Annotated in this window: 19 protein-coding genes; 15 read left to right on the top strand and 4 right to left on the bottom strand. The window is 68.2% G+C overall.

What is annotated here, in order from left to right; genetic code table 11:
- Positions 1-11: 11 nt before the first annotated feature.
- From BYZ73_RS01475 to phaR, 3 genes are all read left to right on the top strand, one after another.
- A complete protein-coding gene (locus tag BYZ73_RS01475; RefSeq protein ID WP_425451055.1) occupies positions 12-1,826 on the top strand; it encodes a PHA/PHB synthase family protein in 1,815 nt (604 codons plus the stop codon).
- A 128-nt stretch (positions 1,827-1,954) separates the two neighbouring features.
- Complete coding sequence (locus tag BYZ73_RS01470; RefSeq protein ID WP_112314627.1) at positions 1,955-2,416, top strand: phasin family protein; 462 nt, start codon at positions 1,955-1,957, stop codon at positions 2,414-2,416.
- A gap of 174 nt (positions 2,417-2,590) precedes the next feature.
- Positions 2,591-3,136 (top strand): polyhydroxyalkanoate synthesis repressor PhaR, encoded by a 546-nt coding sequence (phaR, locus tag BYZ73_RS01465; protein WP_112314626.1) that lies wholly within the window; start codon positions 2,591-2,593, stop codon positions 3,134-3,136.
- Positions 3,137-3,169: 33 nt separating this feature from the next.
- Here the strand turns inward: phaR and BYZ73_RS01460 are convergent, their stop codons facing one another.
- Together BYZ73_RS01460 and BYZ73_RS01455 are read right to left on the bottom strand one after the other, a co-directional pair.
- Complete coding sequence (locus tag BYZ73_RS01460; RefSeq protein ID WP_112314625.1) at positions 3,170-4,549, bottom strand: L-serine ammonia-lyase; 1,380 nt, start codon at positions 4,547-4,549, stop codon at positions 3,170-3,172.
- 74 nt (positions 4,550-4,623) lie between these two features.
- Positions 4,624-5,094 carry a hypothetical protein gene (locus BYZ73_RS01455; RefSeq protein WP_112314624.1) on the bottom strand — a complete coding sequence of 157 codons (471 nt, stop codon included), beginning with the start codon at positions 5,092-5,094 and terminating at the stop codon, positions 4,624-4,626.
- Between the two features lie 75 nt (positions 5,095-5,169).
- Here BYZ73_RS01455 and BYZ73_RS01450 point away from each other — a divergent pair, with 75 nt between their 5' ends.
- The 7 genes from BYZ73_RS01450 to BYZ73_RS01420 all read left to right on the top strand — a co-directional run bounded on the left by BYZ73_RS01450 (position 5,170) and on the right by BYZ73_RS01420 (position 11,870).
- Positions 5,170-5,604: a MarR family winged helix-turn-helix transcriptional regulator gene (locus BYZ73_RS01450; protein WP_112314623.1), complete on the top strand. Its 435-nt coding sequence runs from the start codon at positions 5,170-5,172 to the stop codon at positions 5,602-5,604.
- A gap of 193 nt (positions 5,605-5,797) precedes the next feature.
- Positions 5,798-6,574, top strand: coding sequence for a ribose-5-phosphate isomerase RpiA (gene rpiA / locus BYZ73_RS01445; protein WP_112314622.1), 777 nt, complete (start codon positions 5,798-5,800; stop codon positions 6,572-6,574).
- A gap of 9 nt (positions 6,575-6,583) precedes the next feature.
- Positions 6,584-7,942, top strand: a complete 1,359-nt coding sequence (gene gor / locus BYZ73_RS01440; RefSeq protein ID WP_112314621.1) for a glutathione-disulfide reductase — start codon at positions 6,584-6,586, stop codon at positions 7,940-7,942.
- Between the two features lie 81 nt (positions 7,943-8,023).
- Positions 8,024-9,136: an FtsH protease activity modulator HflK gene (gene hflK / locus BYZ73_RS01435; RefSeq protein ID WP_112314620.1), complete on the top strand. Its 1,113-nt coding sequence runs from the start codon at positions 8,024-8,026 to the stop codon at positions 9,134-9,136.
- Between the two features lie 3 nt (positions 9,137-9,139).
- Positions 9,140-10,048 (top strand): protease modulator HflC, encoded by a 909-nt coding sequence (gene hflC, locus BYZ73_RS01430; protein WP_108023955.1) that lies wholly within the window; start codon positions 9,140-9,142, stop codon positions 10,046-10,048.
- A gap of 2 nt (positions 10,049-10,050) precedes the next feature.
- Complete coding sequence (locus tag BYZ73_RS01425; RefSeq protein ID WP_112314619.1) at positions 10,051-10,245, top strand: DUF2065 domain-containing protein; 195 nt, start codon at positions 10,051-10,053, stop codon at positions 10,243-10,245.
- Between the two features lie 146 nt (positions 10,246-10,391).
- Positions 10,392-11,870, top strand: coding sequence for a Do family serine endopeptidase (locus tag BYZ73_RS01420; RefSeq protein ID WP_425451054.1), 1,479 nt, complete (start codon positions 10,392-10,394; stop codon positions 11,868-11,870).
- Positions 11,871-11,959: 89 nt separating this feature from the next.
- Here BYZ73_RS01420 and BYZ73_RS01415 read toward each other — a convergent pair whose 3' ends face one another.
- Positions 11,960-12,358 (bottom strand): OB-fold nucleic acid binding domain-containing protein, encoded by a 399-nt coding sequence (locus BYZ73_RS01415; protein ID WP_112314810.1) that lies wholly within the window; start codon positions 12,356-12,358, stop codon positions 11,960-11,962.
- A 114-nt stretch (positions 12,359-12,472) separates the two neighbouring features.
- On the opposite strand from BYZ73_RS01415, the gene BYZ73_RS01410 reads away from it, so the two are divergent.
- Genes BYZ73_RS01410 through BYZ73_RS01400 form a run of 3 tightly spaced genes read left to right on the top strand, consistent with a single transcriptional unit; the run spans position 12,473 to position 14,430 of the window.
- Positions 12,473-12,796 carry a 2Fe-2S iron-sulfur cluster-binding protein gene (locus tag BYZ73_RS01410; protein ID WP_108023951.1) on the top strand — a complete coding sequence of 108 codons (324 nt, stop codon included), beginning with the start codon at positions 12,473-12,475 and terminating at the stop codon, positions 12,794-12,796.
- Positions 12,796-13,515 (top strand): FG-GAP repeat domain-containing protein, encoded by a 720-nt coding sequence (locus BYZ73_RS01405; protein WP_112314618.1) that lies wholly within the window; start codon positions 12,796-12,798, stop codon positions 13,513-13,515. The genes BYZ73_RS01410 and BYZ73_RS01405 overlap by 1 nt, the downstream gene beginning before the upstream one ends.
- 18 nt (positions 13,516-13,533) lie before the next feature.
- Positions 13,534-14,430 carry an EamA family transporter gene (locus tag BYZ73_RS01400; RefSeq protein ID WP_112314617.1) on the top strand — a complete coding sequence of 299 codons (897 nt, stop codon included), beginning with the start codon at positions 13,534-13,536 and terminating at the stop codon, positions 14,428-14,430.
- An 11-nt stretch (positions 14,431-14,441) separates the two neighbouring features.
- Here the strand turns inward: BYZ73_RS01400 and purD are convergent, their stop codons facing one another.
- Entirely contained in the window at positions 14,442-15,704 is a 1,263-nt protein-coding gene (gene purD, locus BYZ73_RS01395; RefSeq protein WP_112314616.1) for a phosphoribosylamine--glycine ligase, read from the bottom strand.
- Between the two features lie 180 nt (positions 15,705-15,884).
- Here purD and BYZ73_RS01390 point away from each other — a divergent pair, with 180 nt between their 5' ends.
- Together BYZ73_RS01390 and xseA are read left to right on the top strand one after the other, a co-directional pair.
- The gene (locus BYZ73_RS01390; protein ID WP_112314615.1) at positions 15,885-16,223 is read left to right on the top strand and encodes a peptidoglycan-binding domain-containing protein; all 339 of its coding nucleotides are present in this window, start codon (positions 15,885-15,887) and stop codon (positions 16,221-16,223) included.
- Positions 16,224-16,292: 69 nt separating this feature from the next.
- The coding region (gene xseA, locus BYZ73_RS01385; RefSeq protein WP_112314614.1) for an exodeoxyribonuclease VII large subunit at positions 16,293-17,794 on the top strand (1,502 nt) is incomplete at its 3' end.

Genomic DNA, 17,794 nt, shown 5'->3' with positions numbered 1-17,794 from the left:
GAAACAACGCCGTGACAACAAAAGAAGATGCAACGAAAGCTGAACTGTCGGCCACCAATCTCGAACGGCTGAACGAGAACATCGCCAAGATGGAAGACCTGACCGAGCGTCTGGTCGCCGCGGTGGCGAAAAAGCGGCGGATCGATCCGAACCTGCAGGCGCCGGGGCACGATCTCTACATGAAGGCGGCCGCCGCCTACGTGACCGAGATGATGCAGAACCCCTCGAAGCTGATCGAGCATCAGGTGTCCTACTGGGGCAAGGCGCTGAAGCATTTCGTCGAGGCGCAGGAGGCGCTGGCCCGCGGCAAGCTGCAGGCGCCGACCGACAACACCCCGAAGGACCCGCGCTTTTCCAACCCGCTCTGGCAGACGCATCCGTATTTCAACTACATCAAGCAGCAATACCTGATGAGCGCCGAGGCGATCTCGAACGCCGTCAAGGATATCGACGGGCTCGCGCCGCGCGATGCCAAGCGGCTTGAGTATTTCACCCAGCAGATCGTCGATCTGATGTCGCCCGCGAATTTCCTTGGCACCAATCCCGAGGCTCTGGAGCGCGCGGTGGCGACCGACGGGCAGTCGCTGGTCGACGGGCTGGAAAACCTCGTACGCGACATCGAGGCCAATGACGGCGAAATTCTGGTGACGCTGGCCAATCGCGAGGCCTTCCAGGTGGGCGGCAATCTGGCAACCGCGCCGGGCAAGGTCGTGTTCCGCAACCGGATGCTGGAACTGATCCAGTACGCGCCCACGACCGAGACTGTCTATGCCACTCCGATTCTGATCTTCCCGCCCTGGATCAACAAGTTCTACATCCTCGACCTGACCCCGCCGAAATCGCTGATCCGCTGGCTGGTCGGGCAGGGCTACACCGTCTTCGTGGTGTCCTGGGTCAATCCCGATGCCAGCTATGCCGAGGTCGGCATGGACGACTACGTTCAGGAGGGCTACCTGGCCGCCATCGCCGAGGTGAAGGCGATCACCGGCGAGGACAAGGTCAACGCGGTCGGCTACTGCATCGCGGGCACGACGCTGGCGCTGACGCTGGCGCTGATGCAGAAGCGCGGCGACACGTCGGTGCGGTCGGCCACCTTCTTCACGACGCTGACGGACTTCTCCGATCAGGGCGAGGTCGGGGTCTTTCTCGACAACGATTTCGTCGACGGGATCGAGCGCGAGGTGACGCAGAAGGGGTTTCTCGACAGTTTCTTCATGTCGCGGACCTTCTCTTTCCTGCGGTCGAATGACCTGATCTACCGGCCCGCGATCCGCAATTACATGATGGGCGAGGCCCCGCCTGCCTTCGACCTGCTGTACTGGAACGGGGATTCCACCAATCTGCCGGCGCGGATGGTGGTCGAGTATCTGCGCGGGCTCTGTCAGGAGGACCGCTTTGCCAGCGACGGGTTCGAGATTTGCGGCGAGCGGGTGCATATCTCGGAGGTGCGGCTGCCGCTCTGCGCGGTGGCCTGCGAGACCGACCATATCGCGGCCTGGGCGGCCAGCTATGAGGGTGTGCGCAAGATGGGGTCGACCAACAAGACCTTCATCCTGTCGCAGTCGGGGCATATCGCGGGCATCGTGAACCCGCCCGACAAGAAGAAATACGGCCATTACGTCAACGATGCGCCGATGAAGGATCTGTCGGCCGCGGCCTGGCGCGAGAGCGCCGAGTTCACCGAAGGGTCCTGGTGGCCGCGCTGGGAGGCCTGGCTGAAGCGCCGCTCGGGCAAGCAGATTCCCGCTCGCGAGCCGGGAATCGCGGGGTGCACGCTGCTCGGCGATGCTCCTGGAACCTATGTTCTGGGCAAAAACGCATCCTGAATCAGGGTCTTGCTGGGAATGCTGCAGTGCAGCATAAACATCTTGAAATGCTGCGCTGCAGCGTGTATCTTAATCCTCGGATCACAGCAGAGTTCGGGCGCTTGATGCCCGTAAGAGGAGAGAGACCCATGGCTGACGCACAAGATTTCACCAAGATGATGCAGGACATGATGTCGGCGTTCTCGATGGACCCGACCACCATGCAGGACGCCTTCAAGACCCAGGCGGCCCTGGCCGAGAAGATGTCGAAGGTCGCGCTTGAGGCCGCCGAGAAATCGACCGAGATTTCCGCCAAGTGGACCAAGGACACCCTGTCCAAGGTCGGCGAGGTGACCACGCTCAAGGACGAGCCCACCGATTACACCAAGGCCATGACCGACTTCGCGTCGTCCTCGGCCGAGATGGCGGCCGAAAACATGGCCGCCTTCGCGGAAGTGGCGAAGAAGGTTCAGATGGAAACCGTCGAGCTGATGCTGGCCGCGGGCAAGGACTTCTCCGAGGATGCGACCTCGGCGATGAAGAAAGCCACCGCGACCGCGACCAAGACCGCGAAAAAGGCCACCTCGACCATGGCGGCCGACAAGGCCTGATCGGCCGGGGCGTCCGGCCGACCATTCCTCCCTGTCGCCGGACCAGTTCCGGAAGGGTGGGCACTTTGCGTGCCCGCCCTTTCTTTTTGCTGCGGGCGCGCCTAAGCTCTCTGCGCTGCAACATGGGGCGCCGCGCCATGGGCGTTGCAGCCACCGGGGGGAGGAGGACAGTCCGTGACCGAAGCGAAAGAGCCGCTGCTGATCAAGCGCTATGCCAGCCGACGTCTCTACAACACCGAGACCAGCGATTACGTGACGCTGGAGGACATCGCCAAGGTGATCCGGTCTGGCCGGGACGTGAAGATCGTCGATCTGAAAAGCGGCGACGATCTCACGCGCCAGTACCTTCTGCAGATCATCGCCGAACATGAAAGCAAGGGCGAAAGCGTCCTGCCGATCAACGTGCTGAACGATCTCGTGCGCAGTTATACGACCTCGGCGCAAAGCGTGGTGCCGCAATTCCTGGCCGCAAGCTTCGAGATGCTGCGCGACGGGCAGTCGAAGATGATCGAGAATTTCGGTCGCATCAATCCGATGGCAATGCCCGGTTTCGAGGCGCTTCAGGCCCAGCAGGAGGCGTTTCTGAAGGCGATGACGGGCAATTGGGCAGGCGGTTCAGGTCCTGGCGAGGACGATGACGAGGGCGGGCCGAATGAGCTGGACGAGATCAAGCGGCAACTTGCCGAATTGCAGCAGAAACTCTCAAAGATGAACGGATAGCCGATTGGGGCCGGGCGTGCCCTTTGCGCCCGGTCAGCAATTCGGCACGTTGACCGCAAGCCCCCCCAGCGCGGTTTCCTTGTATTTCTCGCTCATGTCGCGGCCGGTTTGGCGCATGGTCTCGATGCAGGCGTCGAGCGGCACGAAATGCCGTCCGTCGCCGCGCAGCGCCAGCGACGCCGCCGAAACCGCCTTGATCGCGCCCAGCCCGTTGCGTTCGATACAGGGCACCTGCACCAGCCCCTTCACCGGGTCGCAGGTCATGCCCAGATGGTGCTCCAGCGCAATCTCGGCGGCGTTCTCGACCTGTTCGGGGCTGCCGCCCATCACCGCCGCCAATCCCGCAGCCGCCATCGCCGAGGCCGAGCCCACTTCGGCCTGACAGCCGCATTCGGCGCCCGAGATCGAGGCGTTGTGCTTGATCAGCCCGCCGATTGCCGCCGCGGTCAGCAGGAAATCCCCGATCCTCGAGGGCTGTGCGGCGGGCACATGGCTCAGCCAGTAGCGGATCGTGGCGGGAACCACCCCGGCCGCGCCGTTTGTGGGCGCCGTCACCACTTGCCCGCCGGCCGCGTTCTCTTCGTTCACGGCCATGGCATAGACGCTCATCCAGTCGTTGATGGTGTGGGGCGGCGTCAGGTTCATGCCGCGCTCGGCCATTAACGCGCTGTGGATCGCATGGGCGCGGCGGCGGATGCCCAGCCCGCCCGGCAGGCCGCCATCGGTGGCAAGCCCGCGCTCGATGCAGTCCGACATCGCCGACCAGATCCGCGCAAGCCCCGTCTCGAGCGCGGCGGGGCTCATCCGCGCCAGTTCGTTCGTGCGCTTCATCGCGGCGATGGACCGGCCCGAGGCGCGCGCCATCTCCAGCATCTCGGCTGCGCTGCCGAAGGGGAAGGGGACCGGGCCTTCGCAGCCCTGATCGACCGGGTCGCCCGCGGCAAGCTCGGCTTCGGTGCGCACGAAGCCGCCGCCGATCGAATAATAGGTTTCGGTGGCCAGCACGTCGCCCTGGGCGTCGGTGGCCGAAAGCGTCATGCCGTTGGCGTGCCCGGGCAGGGGGCTTTCGTAATCGAAGACCAGATCGGTCGCCGGGTCGAAGCGCAACGGCGGCAGCCCGCCGGGCCGCACCTCGGCGGTGGCCCGGATCCGTGCCAGCGCGGTTTCGGCGGCGGCGGCGTCATAGGCCTCGGGCGTGACCCCGTCGAGCCCCAGGATCACGGCCCGGTCGGTGGCATGGCCGATGCCGGTGAAGGCCAGCGACCCGTGCAGCGAGGCGCGGAGGCCCACCGGGTGAAAGGGCGAGCCGCGCAGGGTGTCCAGAAACCGCGCGGCCGCCACCATCGGCCCCATCGTATGCGACGAGGAGGGGCCGATGCCAATCTTGAAGATGTCGAAAACGGACAGGTACATGCGCGTCTCCCTTTCCGCTCAAGGTGGCGTGCGGCGGGCGCAAGTCCATTCCGAAAGCGACCTTCGGCGGGCGCTCAGCGCAATGCGGGGCGAAGACCGCGCATCGCGAGGCCGTCCCGCAGGTTGGCGCCCAGCAGCATGAGGTTGGCCGCACCCGCGACAAGCTCGGCCAGTTGCACGACGATGAAGGCCGCGTCGAAGTCCTGTGCCTCTGCCTTGCGCGCCAGAAACAGGGCCGACGGCACGAGGATCAGAAGGCCGTTCATCGCGACGATCCGCATCCGCCGGGTCTTGCGGGCCACAAGCGGGCCGCGACGATGCTGCGCCAGCCGGGCGCCGCCCGCCCCGGCGGCGATCAGAGCGGGTACCAGCAGGACAAGCCCGTAGGGGATCGCGGTCTTGACCGCCGCGATCTGGGTGGGCGTGCCGAACAGCTCGGCGCCCAGCGTCGACAGCCAGAAGCAGGCGATGAGACCGAGGCCCAGCGTGCCGGCGGCGGCATGCAGTCCTGGGGCAGGCAGTCTTTCGGTCGGTTTCGGTTCCATGACGATTCCCTTATATGAATAGCCTGCTATGCAATATGACATTGAATAGCGGGCTATGCAATGCTAGAACGGCCCATGAGTTTCGACAAGGACGACTCGGCGGGATATCTCGCCAACCACATGGCGCGGCTGTTCGCGGCGGCGCTGACCCGGCGGATCGCGCCTCTGGGGCTGATGCCGGGGCAGTTCATGGTGTTGCTGGAGCTTTGGCGCGAAGACGGGCTGACCCAGCGCGATCTGGTCGAGCGGCTGGATGTGGAACAGGCGACCATGGCCAACACGCTGAACCGGATGGAACGCGACGGGCTGATCACGCGCGAACCCGACGCGGCCGACCGGCGCGCGCGCCGGGTGCGGCTGACCGACCGGGCCCGCGCGCTGGAGGCGCCCGCGACCGAGGCCGCGACCGAGGTCAATGCCCGCGCGCTGGCGCGCCTTGCGCCCGGCGACCGCGCGCGCTTTTCCGAGATGCTGCAGGGGGTGATCGCGGCGCTCCGCGCGGATCGGTAACCCCACGGCAAGTCTTCCCTGCCAATCTGGTCCCCGGGGTCCGGTCGGCGCCGGAATGGACGGCCGCGGCCCCGACGACCCTCTCCTTGGCTTTCCCGTTCTCTCGCAACCCGCCCTGCGCGCCGGGCAATTCGGCCTCGCCGCGCTGGCGGTGGGCGTCTATAACGGCTGGGACTGCAAGAGGAGTGGGACCATGGGCGCAGAGCTTTCCCCCATAGAAATGGCCAAATACGTCGCCGGGCGCCGCGCCGCCGATCTGGTCGAGGACGGCATGCGCGTCGGGCTCGGCACCGGCTCGACCGCCGCCTGGCTGGTGAAAAGCCTCGGCGCGCGGGTCCGTAACGAGGGGCTGTCGATCACCGCCGTGCCGACCTCGAGCCGGACCGCGGCACTGGCCCGCGAGGTTGGCATCGACGTGGTCAGCCTTGAGGATGCGCGCTGGCTTGACCTGACCATCGACGGCGCCGACGAATTCGATCCGGCCTTCAACCTGATCAAGGGCGGCGGCGGCGCGCATCTGCAGGAAAAGATCGTGGCGACCGCGTCCGACCGGATGGTGGTGATCGCCGATCCCGCCAAGGCGGTGGCCCAGCTTGGGGCGTTTCCGCTGCCGGTCGAGGTGATCGGCTTCGGCTGGACGGCGAGCCGCAAGCTGATTGCCGAGGCGCTGGAGGGGCTTGATGTCCTGGGGCGCGAGATCACGCTGCGGATGGCGGGCGAGACGCCGTTCCGGACCGACGAGGGCAATCTGGTTCTGGACCTGCATCTGGGCCGGATCGGCAATCCGCGCCAGCTGGCGCTTGTGCTGAACCAGATCCCGGGTGTGGTCGAGAACGGGCTGTTCATCGACATCTGCGACGCGGTGGTGATCGGCCATCCCGACGGACGGGCCGAGCTGCGCGATGCCGAGGGCAGCGAGGAGGCCCGGGTCGAGATGGCCGAAAGCGACAATCTCTTCGCCGATCTCTGAGGGGGCCACATGAGCTTCGACTACGATCTTTTCGTCATCGGCGGCGGCTCTGGCGGGGTGCGCGCGGCGCGGCTGGCGGCAGCCGAGGCCGGCGCCCGGGTCGGCCTGGCCGAGGAATACCGGATGGGCGGCACCTGCGTGATCCGGGGCTGCGTGCCGAAAAAGCTGATGGTCTTCGCCTCGGGCTATCCGGGCGCCGTCGAGGAGGCCCGCGCCTATGGCTGGCAGGCCCAGATCGGCGAGTTCGACTGGCCGGTCTTCCGGGCGCGGCTCGACGAGGAACTGACCCGGCTCGAGGGCGTCTACCGGGGCAATCTCGAGCGCGCGGGCGTCGAGATCTTCGACAGCCGCGCGGTACTGGCCGATCCGCATACGGTCCGGCTGGCCAACGGCATCGAGAAGACCGCGCGCCATATCCTGATCGCGACCGGCGGGCGCCCCTTCGTGCCCGAGTTTCCGGGGTCCGATCTGGCGATCACCTCGAACGACGTCTTTCTGTTCGAACGCCTTCCAGATCGCATCCTGATCGTCGGCGGCGGCTATATCGCCTGCGAGTTTGCCTGCATCCTCAACGGGCTCGGGGTCGAGGTCACGCAGTTCTATCGCGGCGCGCAGATCCTGCGCGGCTTCGACGACGAGGCGCGCGGCCATATCGCCGGGGCGATGTGCGCCCAGGGAGTGGACCTGCGCGTGGGCTGCAACGTGCAGCGCATCGACCGGGTCGAGGACGGGCTTTGGGTCAAGGCCACCGACGGGCGCGACGCGGTCTTCGATGCGGTGCTGTTCGCCACCGGGCGGCGGCCGAATACCGACGGCATGGGGCTTGAAGAGGCGGGCGTGCGGCTGAAGCCGAATGGCGGGGTCGAGGTCGATGCCTGGTCGCAAAGCTCGGTGCCCTCGGTCTATGCGGTGGGCGACGTGACCGACCGGGTCGCGCTGACCCCGGTCGCGATCCGCGAGGGCGCGGCCTTTGTCGAGACCGTGTTCAAGGCCAACCCCACCCGCGCCGATCACGAGCTGGTGCCGGGTGCGGTTTTCACCCAGCCTGAATATGGCGCGGTCGGCATGACCGAGGAAGAAGCGCGCAGCCACGGCCCGATCGAGGTCTATTCGACTGCCTTCCGGCCGATGCAGTCGGGCTTTGCCGGGCGGCCCGACCGGGTGATGATGAAGCTGATCGTCGAGACCGGCAGCCGCAAGGTTCTGGGCTGTCATATCGTCGCCGATCACGCTGCGGAAATGATCCAGCTTGCGGCGGTCGCGATCAAGATGGGCGCGACCAAGGAGGACTTCGACCGGACGGTCGCGGTGCATCCGACCATGGCCGAAGAGCTGGTGACGCTGAAGGCGCCGGTCCGCACGGGTTGAATTCGGGCGCGCGGTGACCAGTTACAGCAGACATCGCGAAAACGAGAACGAGATTGGGCAAGACAAGAGGTAAGACCCCATATGGCTGGAAATAGTGGCGGTCCCTGGGGGAGCGGAGGCTCCGGACAGGGCGGCGGAGGCAACCGGGGCGGCGGAGGGCGCGGCCCGGGCGACGAGCCGCCCCAGATCCCTGAAATCGACGAGCTGATGCGCCGGGGCCAGGAGCAGCTGCGCGTCCTGATGGGCGGGCGCGGCGGACGCGGGGGCGGCCCCAAATTCACCCGGACCGGCGTCGCGCTGGCGGTGCTGGCGGCGGGCGTGGCCTGGGCCTGGGCCTCGTTCTACACCGTCAAGCCGGAAGAACAGTCGGTCGAGCTTTTCCTCGGCCGCTATCTGCAGACCGGCAATCCGGGTCTGAACTTCGCGCCCTGGCCGGTGGTCAGCGCCGAGGTGATCCCGGTCACCCGCGAACAGACCGAGGACATGGGCGTGGGCCGGGCCGGCGCCGATGCCGGGCTGATGCTGACCGGCGACGAGAACATTGTCGATATCGACTTCCAGGTGGTGTGGAACATCAACGATCCGGCGAAGTTCCTGTTCAACCTGCGCGATCCGCGCCAGACCATCCGCGCCGTGTCCGAATCGGCCATGCGCGAGATCATCGCCCAGTCCGAACTGGCGCCGATCCTGAACCGCGACCGCGGGCTGATCGCCTCGCGGCTGACGGACCTGATCCAGCAGACGCTCGACAGCTACGATTCCGGCATGAACGTCGTCCGCGTGAACTTCGACAAGGCCGACCCGCCCAAGGAAGTCATCGACAGCTTCCGCGAGGTGCAGGCCGCCGAACAGGAACGCGACCGGCTTGAGAAACAGGCCGATGCCTATGCCAACCGCGTCGTGGCCGGTGCGCGCGGCGAGGCGGCGCAGATCCTCGAAGAGGCCGAGGGCTATCGTGCCCGCGTCGTCAACGAGGCCGAGGGCGAGGCCAGCCGCTTTACCGCGGTGCTGGACGAATACACCAAGGCGCCCGAGGTGACCCGCAAGCGGCTCTATCTGGAAACCATGGAAGAGGTGCTGGGCAAGGTCGACATGATCATGCTCGACAAGGACCTGACCGGAACTGGCGGCGTGGTGCCCTACCTGCCCCTGAACGATCTTCGCCGCACCGATTCCGCCAGAGGGGGGAACTGATCCATGAAGAAATCGGCATTCCTCATCCCCCTGGCGATCCTCGTCGGTGCAACCGCCTTGTCGTCGGTCTTCATCGTCGACGAACGCGAACGCGCGCTGGTGCTGCAGTTCGGCCAGGTCAAGGCGGTCAAGGCCGAGCCCGGGCTCGCCTTCAAGGTTCCGCTGATCCAGGAAGTGGTGAAATATGACGACCGCATCCTCAGCCGCGATATCGACCCGCTGGAAGTGACGCCCTCGGACGACCGCCGCCTGGTGGTCGATGCCTTCGCCCGCTACCGGATCGCCGATGTGGTCCAGTTCCGTCAGGCGGTCGGCGTGGGCGGCATCCGCGCCGCCGAGGACCGGCTCGACAGCGTGCTGCGCGCCAATACCCGCGAGGTGCTGGGGTCGGTCTCGTCCAACGACATTCTCAGTTCCGACCGGGCCGCGCTGATGATGCGGATCCGCAACGCCGCCGCCGAAGAGGCGCAGGGGCTGGGGCTCGAGATCGTGGACGTTCGGCTCAAGCGCACCGACCTGCCTGAACAGAACCTCGAGGCGACCTTCGCGCGGATGCGGGCCGAACGCGAACGCGAGGCTGCCGACGAAATCGCCCGCGGCGATGAGGCGGCGCAGCGCATCCGCGCCCAGTCCGACCGGACCGTGGTCGAGCTTGTGTCGGATGCCCGGCGCGAGTCCGAGATCATCCGCGGTCAGGCCGATGCCCAGCGGAACCGGGTCTTCGCCGAGGCCTTCGGTGCCGACGAGGAGTTCTTCGAGTTCTACCGCTCGCTCAACGCCTACAAGGAAGCGCTGGGCAAGGGGAAGGCGTCGATGGTGCTGTCGCCTGACAGCGAGTTCTTCGAGTATCTCAGGCAGGCCGACCGGCCTGCGGCCGCCCCGGCTCCGGCGCAGGCCCCGACGTCCAACTGAGGATGGACATGATTGTCCTGGGGCTCGGGATGGCCCTGGTCTTCGAGGGGCTGGTGTTCGCACTGGCCCCTTGGCGCCTGGAACAGGCGCTGGAGCTGATCCGCCGCATCCCGCTCGAGACGCGGCGGGCGATCGGTCTGGGGGCGGTGGCGCTGGGCACCGCAATCGTCTGGGTTGCCCGATCGCTCTGGGGATGAAACACTCGGGTCCGGTGCTGCTCACGGCCTGTTGAGGCGGCTGCGCCAGCACCCGTATTGCGTGCGGGCGGCCCAAGGCCGCATAAGACACAGGCGTCGGTCCCTTGTGCTGGGGGCGTTGGCATATCTTCCAGGAGGACATATCGGTGACATCGCAGGCCATCTCCCTTTCGGTCCGGGGCGTGTCGCCCGCACGGCTGCGTCCGGTCTGGGCGTTGATGCTGGGCGCGGCGCTCCTGCTGGCGCAGGCCAGTCTGGCCCTGGCGCGCGCGGCACCGGAAAGCTTTGCCGATCTTGCCGACAAGGTCAGCCCGGCGGTGGTCAACATCACCACCTCGACCACCATCGAGGGCCATGCCGGGCCGAACCCGCTGGTGCCCGAGGGCTCGCCCTTCGAGGATTTCTTCCGCGATTTCATGAACCCCGACGGCAGCCCCAACATGCCGCCGCGACGCAGCCAGGCGCTGGGCTCGGGCTTTCTGATCTCGGAAGACGGCTACATCGTCACCAACAACCACGTTATCGAGAAGGCCGACGAGATCCAGATCGAGCTTTTTCAGGGCGGCACGCTTGAGGCCAAGGTGGTCGGCACCGACCCCAATACCGACATCGCGCTGCTGAAGGTGCAAAGCGACAAGCCGCTGCCCTTCGTGCCCTTCGGCAAAAGCGAGATGATGCGCGTCGGCGACTGGGTGATGGCGATGGGCAACCCGCTGGGGCAGGGGTTTTCGGTCTCGGCCGGGATCATCTCGGCCCGCGGCCGGGCGCTCAGCGGCACCTATGACGATTTCCTGCAGACCGATGCCGCCATCAACAAGGGCAATTCGGGCGGGCCGCTCTTCAACATGGACGGCGAGGTCGTCGGCGTGAATACCGCGATCCTGTCGCCCACCGGCGGCTCGATCGGGATCGGCTTTGCGATGTCCTCCGAGGTGGTGGCCAATGTCGTCTCGCAACTCAAGGAATTCGGCGAGACCCGGCGCGGCTGGCTGGGCGTGCGGATCCAGGATGTGACGCCCGACATGGCCGAGGCGCTTGGGCTCGATCAGGCGCGGGGCGCCGTGGTGACCGACGTGCCCGAAGGCCCGGCGGCCGAGGCCGGGATGCAGTCGGGCGACGTGATCCTGTCCTTCGACGGCGTGGACGTGCAGGACACCCACGGTCTGGTGCGCCAGGTGGGCAATGCGCCGGTCGGCAAGGCGGTACGGGTGATTGTCTTCCGCCAGGGCAAGACTCAGACCTTGCTGGTGACGCTGGGCCGGCGCGAGACCGCCGAAGGAGGGGCGGCCCCGGGCACGGACGCGCCCTCCGCGCCCGAAGCCGAAGCGGCCGAGGTCCTCGGGATGACGCTGGTGCCGCTGACCGACGAGCTGCGCGACCAGCTGGGTGTCGGCACCGTGACCGACGGGCTGGCCGTGACCGATATCGACGAAACCGGCGAGGCCTATGCCAAGGGGCTCCGTTCGGGCGATGTCATCACCGAGGCCGGTCAGCGCAAGGTCGCGACCGCCGCCGATCTGCAGGAACGGATCGAGGAGGCGCGGGACGCCGGGCGCAAGTCGCTGCTGCTGCTGGTCCGCCGCCAGGGCGAGCCTCGCTTCGTCGCGCTATCGGTCGCGCAATAGGCCGGTTCGGATATGACCCCTCCGGGTCGTCTGGGGGCGCCTTTCCACGGGCGCTCCTTTCTTTTGCGGCGTCGGTGGGGGCGGCTGGCTTAGGAGGGCTGGTCGCCCGCCCGGCACAGATCGGGGCGCAGCAGGTCGTCCAGCATCCCGGAGATGTCCTCGACATGCTCGGCGATCACATGGGTCACGCCCGCCTCGCGCTGGACGCGCCCCGTCACCCGCATCAGCCGGGCGGCGATCACCGCCCGGCGGAACCGTTCGAACACCTTGGCCCAGACCACCACGTTGCAGACGCCGGTTTCATCCTCCAGCGTGACGAAGATCACGCCCTTGGCGGTGCCCGGCCGCTGTCGCACCAGCACCAGCCCCGCCACCGTCACCCGCGCCCCGGAGGGCGGCAGGTCCAGCAGCCCGTGCGGGATCGCCCGGGGCGGGCGAGGCCAGTCCGGCGCGGGCGGCATTTCGGGGTCGTAGGGACGGGTAGCCATGAGAACGAAAATAGAACACATGGGCGTGCGCGCAAGCCTTTCCGCTTTCGCTGGAAAAAGCGGCACGGCTCGACTATCCCGGCCGCGACAGAGGGCTATGAGCAGGGGACAGCGATGGCGAAGATCACCTATATCGAACATAACGGCACCGAGCATGTCATCGAGGTGGCCAACGGGCTGACAGTGATGGAAGGCGCGCGCGACAACGCCATTCCCGGGATCGACGCCGATTGTGGCGGCGCCTGCGCCTGTTCGACCTGTCATGCCTATGTCCATCCCGACTGGGTCGACCGGCTTCCGGCGATCGAGGACATGGAGGCGGACATGCTGGACTTCGCCTATGCCACCGACCCCAAGCGCTCGCGCCTGACCTGCCAGCTGAAGGTCACCGATGCCCTGGACGGGCTGATCGTGCAGATGCCCGAAAAGCAGATCTGATGCGCGGCGCGGCCCTGCTGGTGGCCGCGTTGCTGCTGGCCGGGGCCCTGCCTGCCTCAGCCCGCGACGGGGCCTCGGCGCGGATCGCCGCGGCCCGCTATGCCGACCCGACAGCGCGCTACGATCACGGGGTGCTGGGCGACCGGCTGGAATGGGGCAGCCTCGTGCTGCGCCTGTCGAAAGGCGGGACCCGGCGGATCGTCCTGCCCGACACCCGGGTCTTCGAGGATCTGGCGCCCCGGCTCGCGGATCTCGACGGCGACGGCGCCCCCGAGATTCTGGCGGTCGAAACCGACCTCGCCCGGGGCGCGCGTCTGTCGGTCTATGGCGCTGACGGGCTGATCGCGGCGACGCCCTTCATTGGCCAGCCCTATCGCTGGCTCGCCCCGGCCGGGGCGGCCGATCTCGACGGCGACGGCCGGGTCGAGATTGCCTACATCGACCGCCCGCACCGGGCGCGGGTGCTGCGGATCTGGCGGCTCGAGGCCGGGCGTCTGGTGCCGGTGGCCGGGGCCGAGGGGCTGACCAACCACCGGATCGGCGACGATGTCATCTCGGGCGGCCTTCGGACCTGTGGCGGCACGCCCGAGCTTCTGCTGGCCGATCCCGACTGGCAGCGCGTCATCGCGGTGCGGCTGAGCGGCGGGCAGGTCTCGCGCCGCGCGCTGCCGCATCCGCCCAGCCCGGCGGGCTTTGCCGCCGCGGCCGCCTGCCGCTGAGCCGACGAGGAGAGCCAGGTGGATCTTTGGGTAATCGTGACCCTCGGGGCGGCGGCGGTGCAGACCGTCCGGTTCATGCTGCAAAAGCGGCTGAGGGGACTTGGGCTTTCGACCGCCGGGGCCACGTTTTCGCGTTTCGTCTTCGCCGCGCCGCTGGCGGCGGCGGGGCTTGCCGCCCTGCTGGCGATCCGGGGCGAGGCGCTGCCCGGCCTGACCCCCGCCTTCTGGGCCCATGCCGCGACCGGCGGGCTGGCGCAGATCATCGCCACTTTCGCCACCGTCGCGCTGTTCTCGGAACGGTCATTCGCGGTCGGGATGGCCTTCACCAAGACCGAGGCGATCCAGGTTGCGGCCTTCTCGGCGCTTTTGCTGGGCGAGCCGGTCTCGGCGCCGGGGATGGCGGCCATCGCGGTCGGCGTTCTGGGCGTGATCGCGCTGTCGCGCCCGCCGGGAGGCTGGCGCGGGGCGGGCGTTTCCTACCGTGCGCTGGGGCTCGGGCTGCTGGCGGGCGGGCTGTTCGGGTTGTCGGCCATCGGCTATCGCGGCGCGACGCTGCAGGTCGACAATGCCGACCCGCTGTTGCGGGCGCTGATGGCGCTCAGCTGCGTGACCGCGATGCAGACGCTGGCCATGGCGGCCTGGATGGCCTGGCGCGAACCGGGCGAGCTGGCCCGGGTGGCCCGCACCTGGACATCGGTGCTGCCGGTGGGGGTGGCGGGCGTGCTGGGCAGCGCGGGCTGGTTCACCGCCTTCGCGCTGCAGAACGCCGCCTATGTCCGCAGCCTCGGCCAGGTCGAGCTGATCTTCTCGATCCTCGCCTCGGTGCTGGTCTTCAAGGAAAAGCTGCGCGCGGCCGAGATCCTCGGCATGGCGCTTCTGCTGGTGTCGATCCTGATGCTGGTGCTGCTGATCTGAGTGCGGCGGCGCTAGAGCGCCCGCCAGCCGATGTCGCGCCGGTAGAAGCCCTCGGGCCAGTCGATCCCGTCGACCATGTCATAGGCCCGCTCGCGCGCCTCGGCGAGGCTTGCGCCCCGCGCGGTCACGTTCAGCACCCGGCCGCCGGCTGCCGTCACCTTGCCGTCCTCGGCGCGGGTGCCGGCATGAAACACCATCCGGAAGCTGTCGGCGGGCAGGGCGTCGAGCCCGCCGATGACCGAGCCCTTCTCATAGGCGCCGGGATAGCCCTTGGCGGCCATCACCACGGTCATGGCATGGTCGTCGGCCCAGTTGACCTTCGCGTCGGCAAGACGGCCCTCGGCGCAGGCCAGCATCAGGTCGAGCGCCTGTCCGCCAAGCCGCATCATCAGCACCTGGGCTTCCGGGTCGCCAAAGCGGACATTGTATTCGACCAGCCGGGGCTGGCCGTCCCGGACCATCAGCCCGGCATAAAGCACGCCCTTGTAGGGCGTACCGCGCCGTGCCATCTCGGCCACGGTCGGCTTGACGATGTCTTCCATCGCCTTCGCGCAGACCGTCTCGGTCATCACCGGGGCCGGGGAATAGGCGCCCATGCCGCCGGTATTGGGGCCGGTATCGCCCTCGCCCACGCGCTTGTGGTCCTGAGCGGTGCCGATGGCCAGCACGTCGGTGCCGTCGCACAGGACGAAGAACGAGGCTTCCTCGCCCTCCATGAATTCCTCGATCACCACCTCGGCGCCCGCGCCCCCGAAGGCGCCGCCGAACATGTCGTCGATGGCGGCCTCGGCCTCGGCTAGGGTCATCGCCACGATCACGCCCTTGCCGGCGGCGAGACCGTCGGCCTTGACCACGATCGGCGCGCCCGAGGCGCGGACATGGGCCTTCGCGGCCCCGGCATCGGTGAAATGGCCATAGCCCGCGGTTGGGGCGTTGCAGGCATCGCAGATCGCCTTGGTGAAGCTTTTCGAGCTTTCCAGTGCCGAGGCCGCCCGGCTCGGTCCGAAGCAGAGGATGCCCGCGGCCTCCAGCCGGTCGGCCACGCCCGCGGCCAGCGGCGCCTCGGGGCCGATCACCACGAAATCGACCGCGTTCTCCTCGGCGAAGGCCGCGACCGCGCCGCCATCCTCGATGTCGAGCGTCGCGCATTCGGCGATGGCCGCGATCCCGGCATTGCCCGGCGCCACGATCAGCCGGTCGCATTTCGGGTTCTGCAGGATCGCCCAGGCCAGCGCATGTTCCCGCCCGCCGCCGCCGAGAATGAGGATGTTCATCTGCCGCCTTTCGCCAAGCTCTCGTCCGGCGCCTTGTAGGCTGCGCGGCGGCCCCGGGCAAGCGACCGCGAAATCGCCTTGGTTTGTCCCCAGCCATGCCCGGCGGCGGGGGCAGATCAGACGAATAAACCTTTCGTTAACCGCCCCCTCCACACCAGTCTCTGCAATCCAGGTGATCCGATGAACCGACGCGCCATTGCCTTCGCTCCCTTCGCCCCCGCCCCGCATGGCCGTCCGGGCGGGGCCTACCGCCCCGATCTGCTGGAACTTGGCTTCGGTCGCCTGGCGCCCGAAGAGCGCGCGGCGGTTCAGGCCGAACTGCGCGAGGTCGGGCTTTACGCGGCGCGGATCGACGGGGCTTTCGGGCCTGCGACCGAGGCGGCGCTGGTGCAGGGCGCGGACTATCTGGCCTGGACCACGCGGGGCGCGATGCGCGTCGATCTGACCACGCCGCGCGGCGTCTCGGTCTATCTGCGCGAACTGTCGCTGGGGCCGGTGCTGGAGTCGGTTCCTGCCTGAGCTGCTTCGCACGACAGGAGAGGCACAAGGACAGTTGAACGCGCCCGGGATTTTGGGCACGAAAGGTCCATGTCCGATCTCATCGACGACGAGGGCCCCGACGGCCCCAGCCCGAATTCCCCGGAATACACCGTGTCGGAAATCTCCGGCGCGGTGAAGCGCACGGTCGAGGGCGCCTTTTCGCATGTCCGCGTGCGCGGCGAGGTCGGGCGGGTCAGCCTGCCGCGTTCGGGGCATATCTATCTCGACCTCAAGGACGATCGAAACGTGCTGGCCTCGGTGATCTGGAAGGGCACCGCGCAGCGGCTGGCGACCCGGCCCGAGGAGGGCATGGAGGTGATCGCGACCGGGCGGCTGACCACCTTCGGCGGCCAGTCGCGCTATCAGATGGTGATCGAGGATATCGCGCCTGCGGGTGTCGGCGCGCTAATGGCGATGCTGGAAAAGCGCAAGGCGGCGTTGGCGGCCGAAGGGCTTTTCGCGGCCGAGCGCAAGCGCGCGCTGCCCTATCTGCCACGGGTGATCGGCGTGGTGACCTCGCCCTCGGGGGCGGTGATCCGCGACATCCTGCACCGGCTGGGCGACCGGTTTCCGCGCCATGTGCTGATCTGGCCCGTCGCCGTACAGGGCGCGGCCTGTGCCCCCGAGGTGGCCCGTGCGATCCGTGGTTTCAACGCCCTGCCCGAGGGCGGCGCGATCCCCCGGCCGGATCTGCTGATCGTGGCCCGCGGCGGCGGCAGCCTGGAAGATCTGTGGGGCTTCAACGAGGAAATCGTGGTGCGCGCTGCGGCCGAGTCGGACATTCCGCTGATCTCGGCGGTCGGCCACGAGACCGATACAACGCTGATCGACTATGCCGCCGACCGGCGCGCGCCCACGCCCACGGCGGCGGCCGAGATGGCGGTGCCGGTGCGGCTGGACCTGATCGCCGCGCTCGACGGGCTCGAGGCACGGCGTTCGGCGGCGCTTGGGCGGCTCTTGACACAGCGGCGCCAGCGGCTGGCGGATCTGGCCCGCGCGCTGCCCCGGCCCGAGACGCTTCTGAATTTCGCGGCCCAGCGTCTGGACCGCGCGGCCGAGCGGCTGCCCGCGGCGCTGTCGGCCCGGGTCGCGCGCGAACGGTTGCGCCTGTCAGAGGCGGCGGCGGTGCTGCGCCCCGCGGCGCTGCGCCGCCGGGTCGCGGACGAACGCCGCCGGACCGAGGACCGCGCCGCCCGCATTGCCCCCGCGCTCGACCGGCTGGTCCGCCAGCGCCGCGCCGACCTTGTGGCCCTGTCCCGCCGACTGCGTCCGGAGCTTCTGGACCGCCGCACCGTCTCGGGGCAGGAGGCGCTGGCCCGGCTTGAGGCGCGGCTTCGCGCAGCGCTTGCCAGCGATTTCGACCGGCGCCGGGCCCGGCTTGAGGCACTGGAGAGGATGCGCGCGGGGCTGAGCTATCAGGAAACTTTGCGCCGGGGCTTTGCCGTGGTCCGGTCGGGCGGGCAGGTGGTCACCTCCCGGGCGTCGGCCGAACAGGCGGGCGCGCTGGAAATCGAGTTTCAGGACGGGCGTCTTGCCATCGGCGGCCGCCC

The organism is Rhodovulum viride, from assembly GCF_003265965.1.
GTDB lineage: Bacteria > Pseudomonadota > Alphaproteobacteria > Rhodobacterales > Rhodobacteraceae > Rhodovulum > Rhodovulum kholense.
This window is presented reverse-complemented; position numbering and strand designations above follow the sequence as displayed.

Coding starts and splice junctions, on each gene's coding strand:
- gor (WP_112314621.1), top strand. CDS start 6,584: ATGAGCTTCGACTACGATCTTTTCGTCATCGGCGGCGGCTCTGGCGGG.
- rpiA (WP_112314622.1), top strand. CDS start 5,798: ATGGGCGCAGAGCTTTCCCCCATAGAAATGGCCAAATACGTCGCCGGG.
- BYZ73_RS01455 (WP_112314624.1), bottom strand. CDS start 5,094: ATGGAACCGAAACCGACCGAAAGACTGCCTGCCCCAGGACTGCATGCC.
- BYZ73_RS01470 (WP_112314627.1), top strand. CDS start 1,955: ATGGCTGACGCACAAGATTTCACCAAGATGATGCAGGACATGATGTCG.
- BYZ73_RS01425 (WP_112314619.1), top strand. CDS start 10,051: ATGGACATGATTGTCCTGGGGCTCGGGATGGCCCTGGTCTTCGAGGGG.
- BYZ73_RS01410 (WP_108023951.1), top strand. CDS start 12,473: ATGGCGAAGATCACCTATATCGAACATAACGGCACCGAGCATGTCATC.
- BYZ73_RS01460 (WP_112314625.1), bottom strand. CDS start 4,549: ATGTACCTGTCCGTTTTCGACATCTTCAAGATTGGCATCGGCCCCTCC.
- hflC (WP_108023955.1), top strand. CDS start 9,140: ATGAAGAAATCGGCATTCCTCATCCCCCTGGCGATCCTCGTCGGTGCA.
- BYZ73_RS01415 (WP_112314810.1), bottom strand. CDS start 12,358: ATGGCTACCCGTCCCTACGACCCCGAAATGCCGCCCGCGCCGGACTGG.
- purD (WP_112314616.1), bottom strand. CDS start 15,704: ATGAACATCCTCATTCTCGGCGGCGGCGGGCGGGAACATGCGCTGGCC.
- hflK (WP_112314620.1), top strand. CDS start 8,024: ATGGCTGGAAATAGTGGCGGTCCCTGGGGGAGCGGAGGCTCCGGACAG.
- BYZ73_RS01405 (WP_112314618.1), top strand. CDS start 12,796: ATGCGCGGCGCGGCCCTGCTGGTGGCCGCGTTGCTGCTGGCCGGGGCC.
- BYZ73_RS01450 (WP_112314623.1), top strand. CDS start 5,170: ATGAGTTTCGACAAGGACGACTCGGCGGGATATCTCGCCAACCACATG.
- BYZ73_RS01390 (WP_112314615.1), top strand. CDS start 15,885: ATGAACCGACGCGCCATTGCCTTCGCTCCCTTCGCCCCCGCCCCGCAT.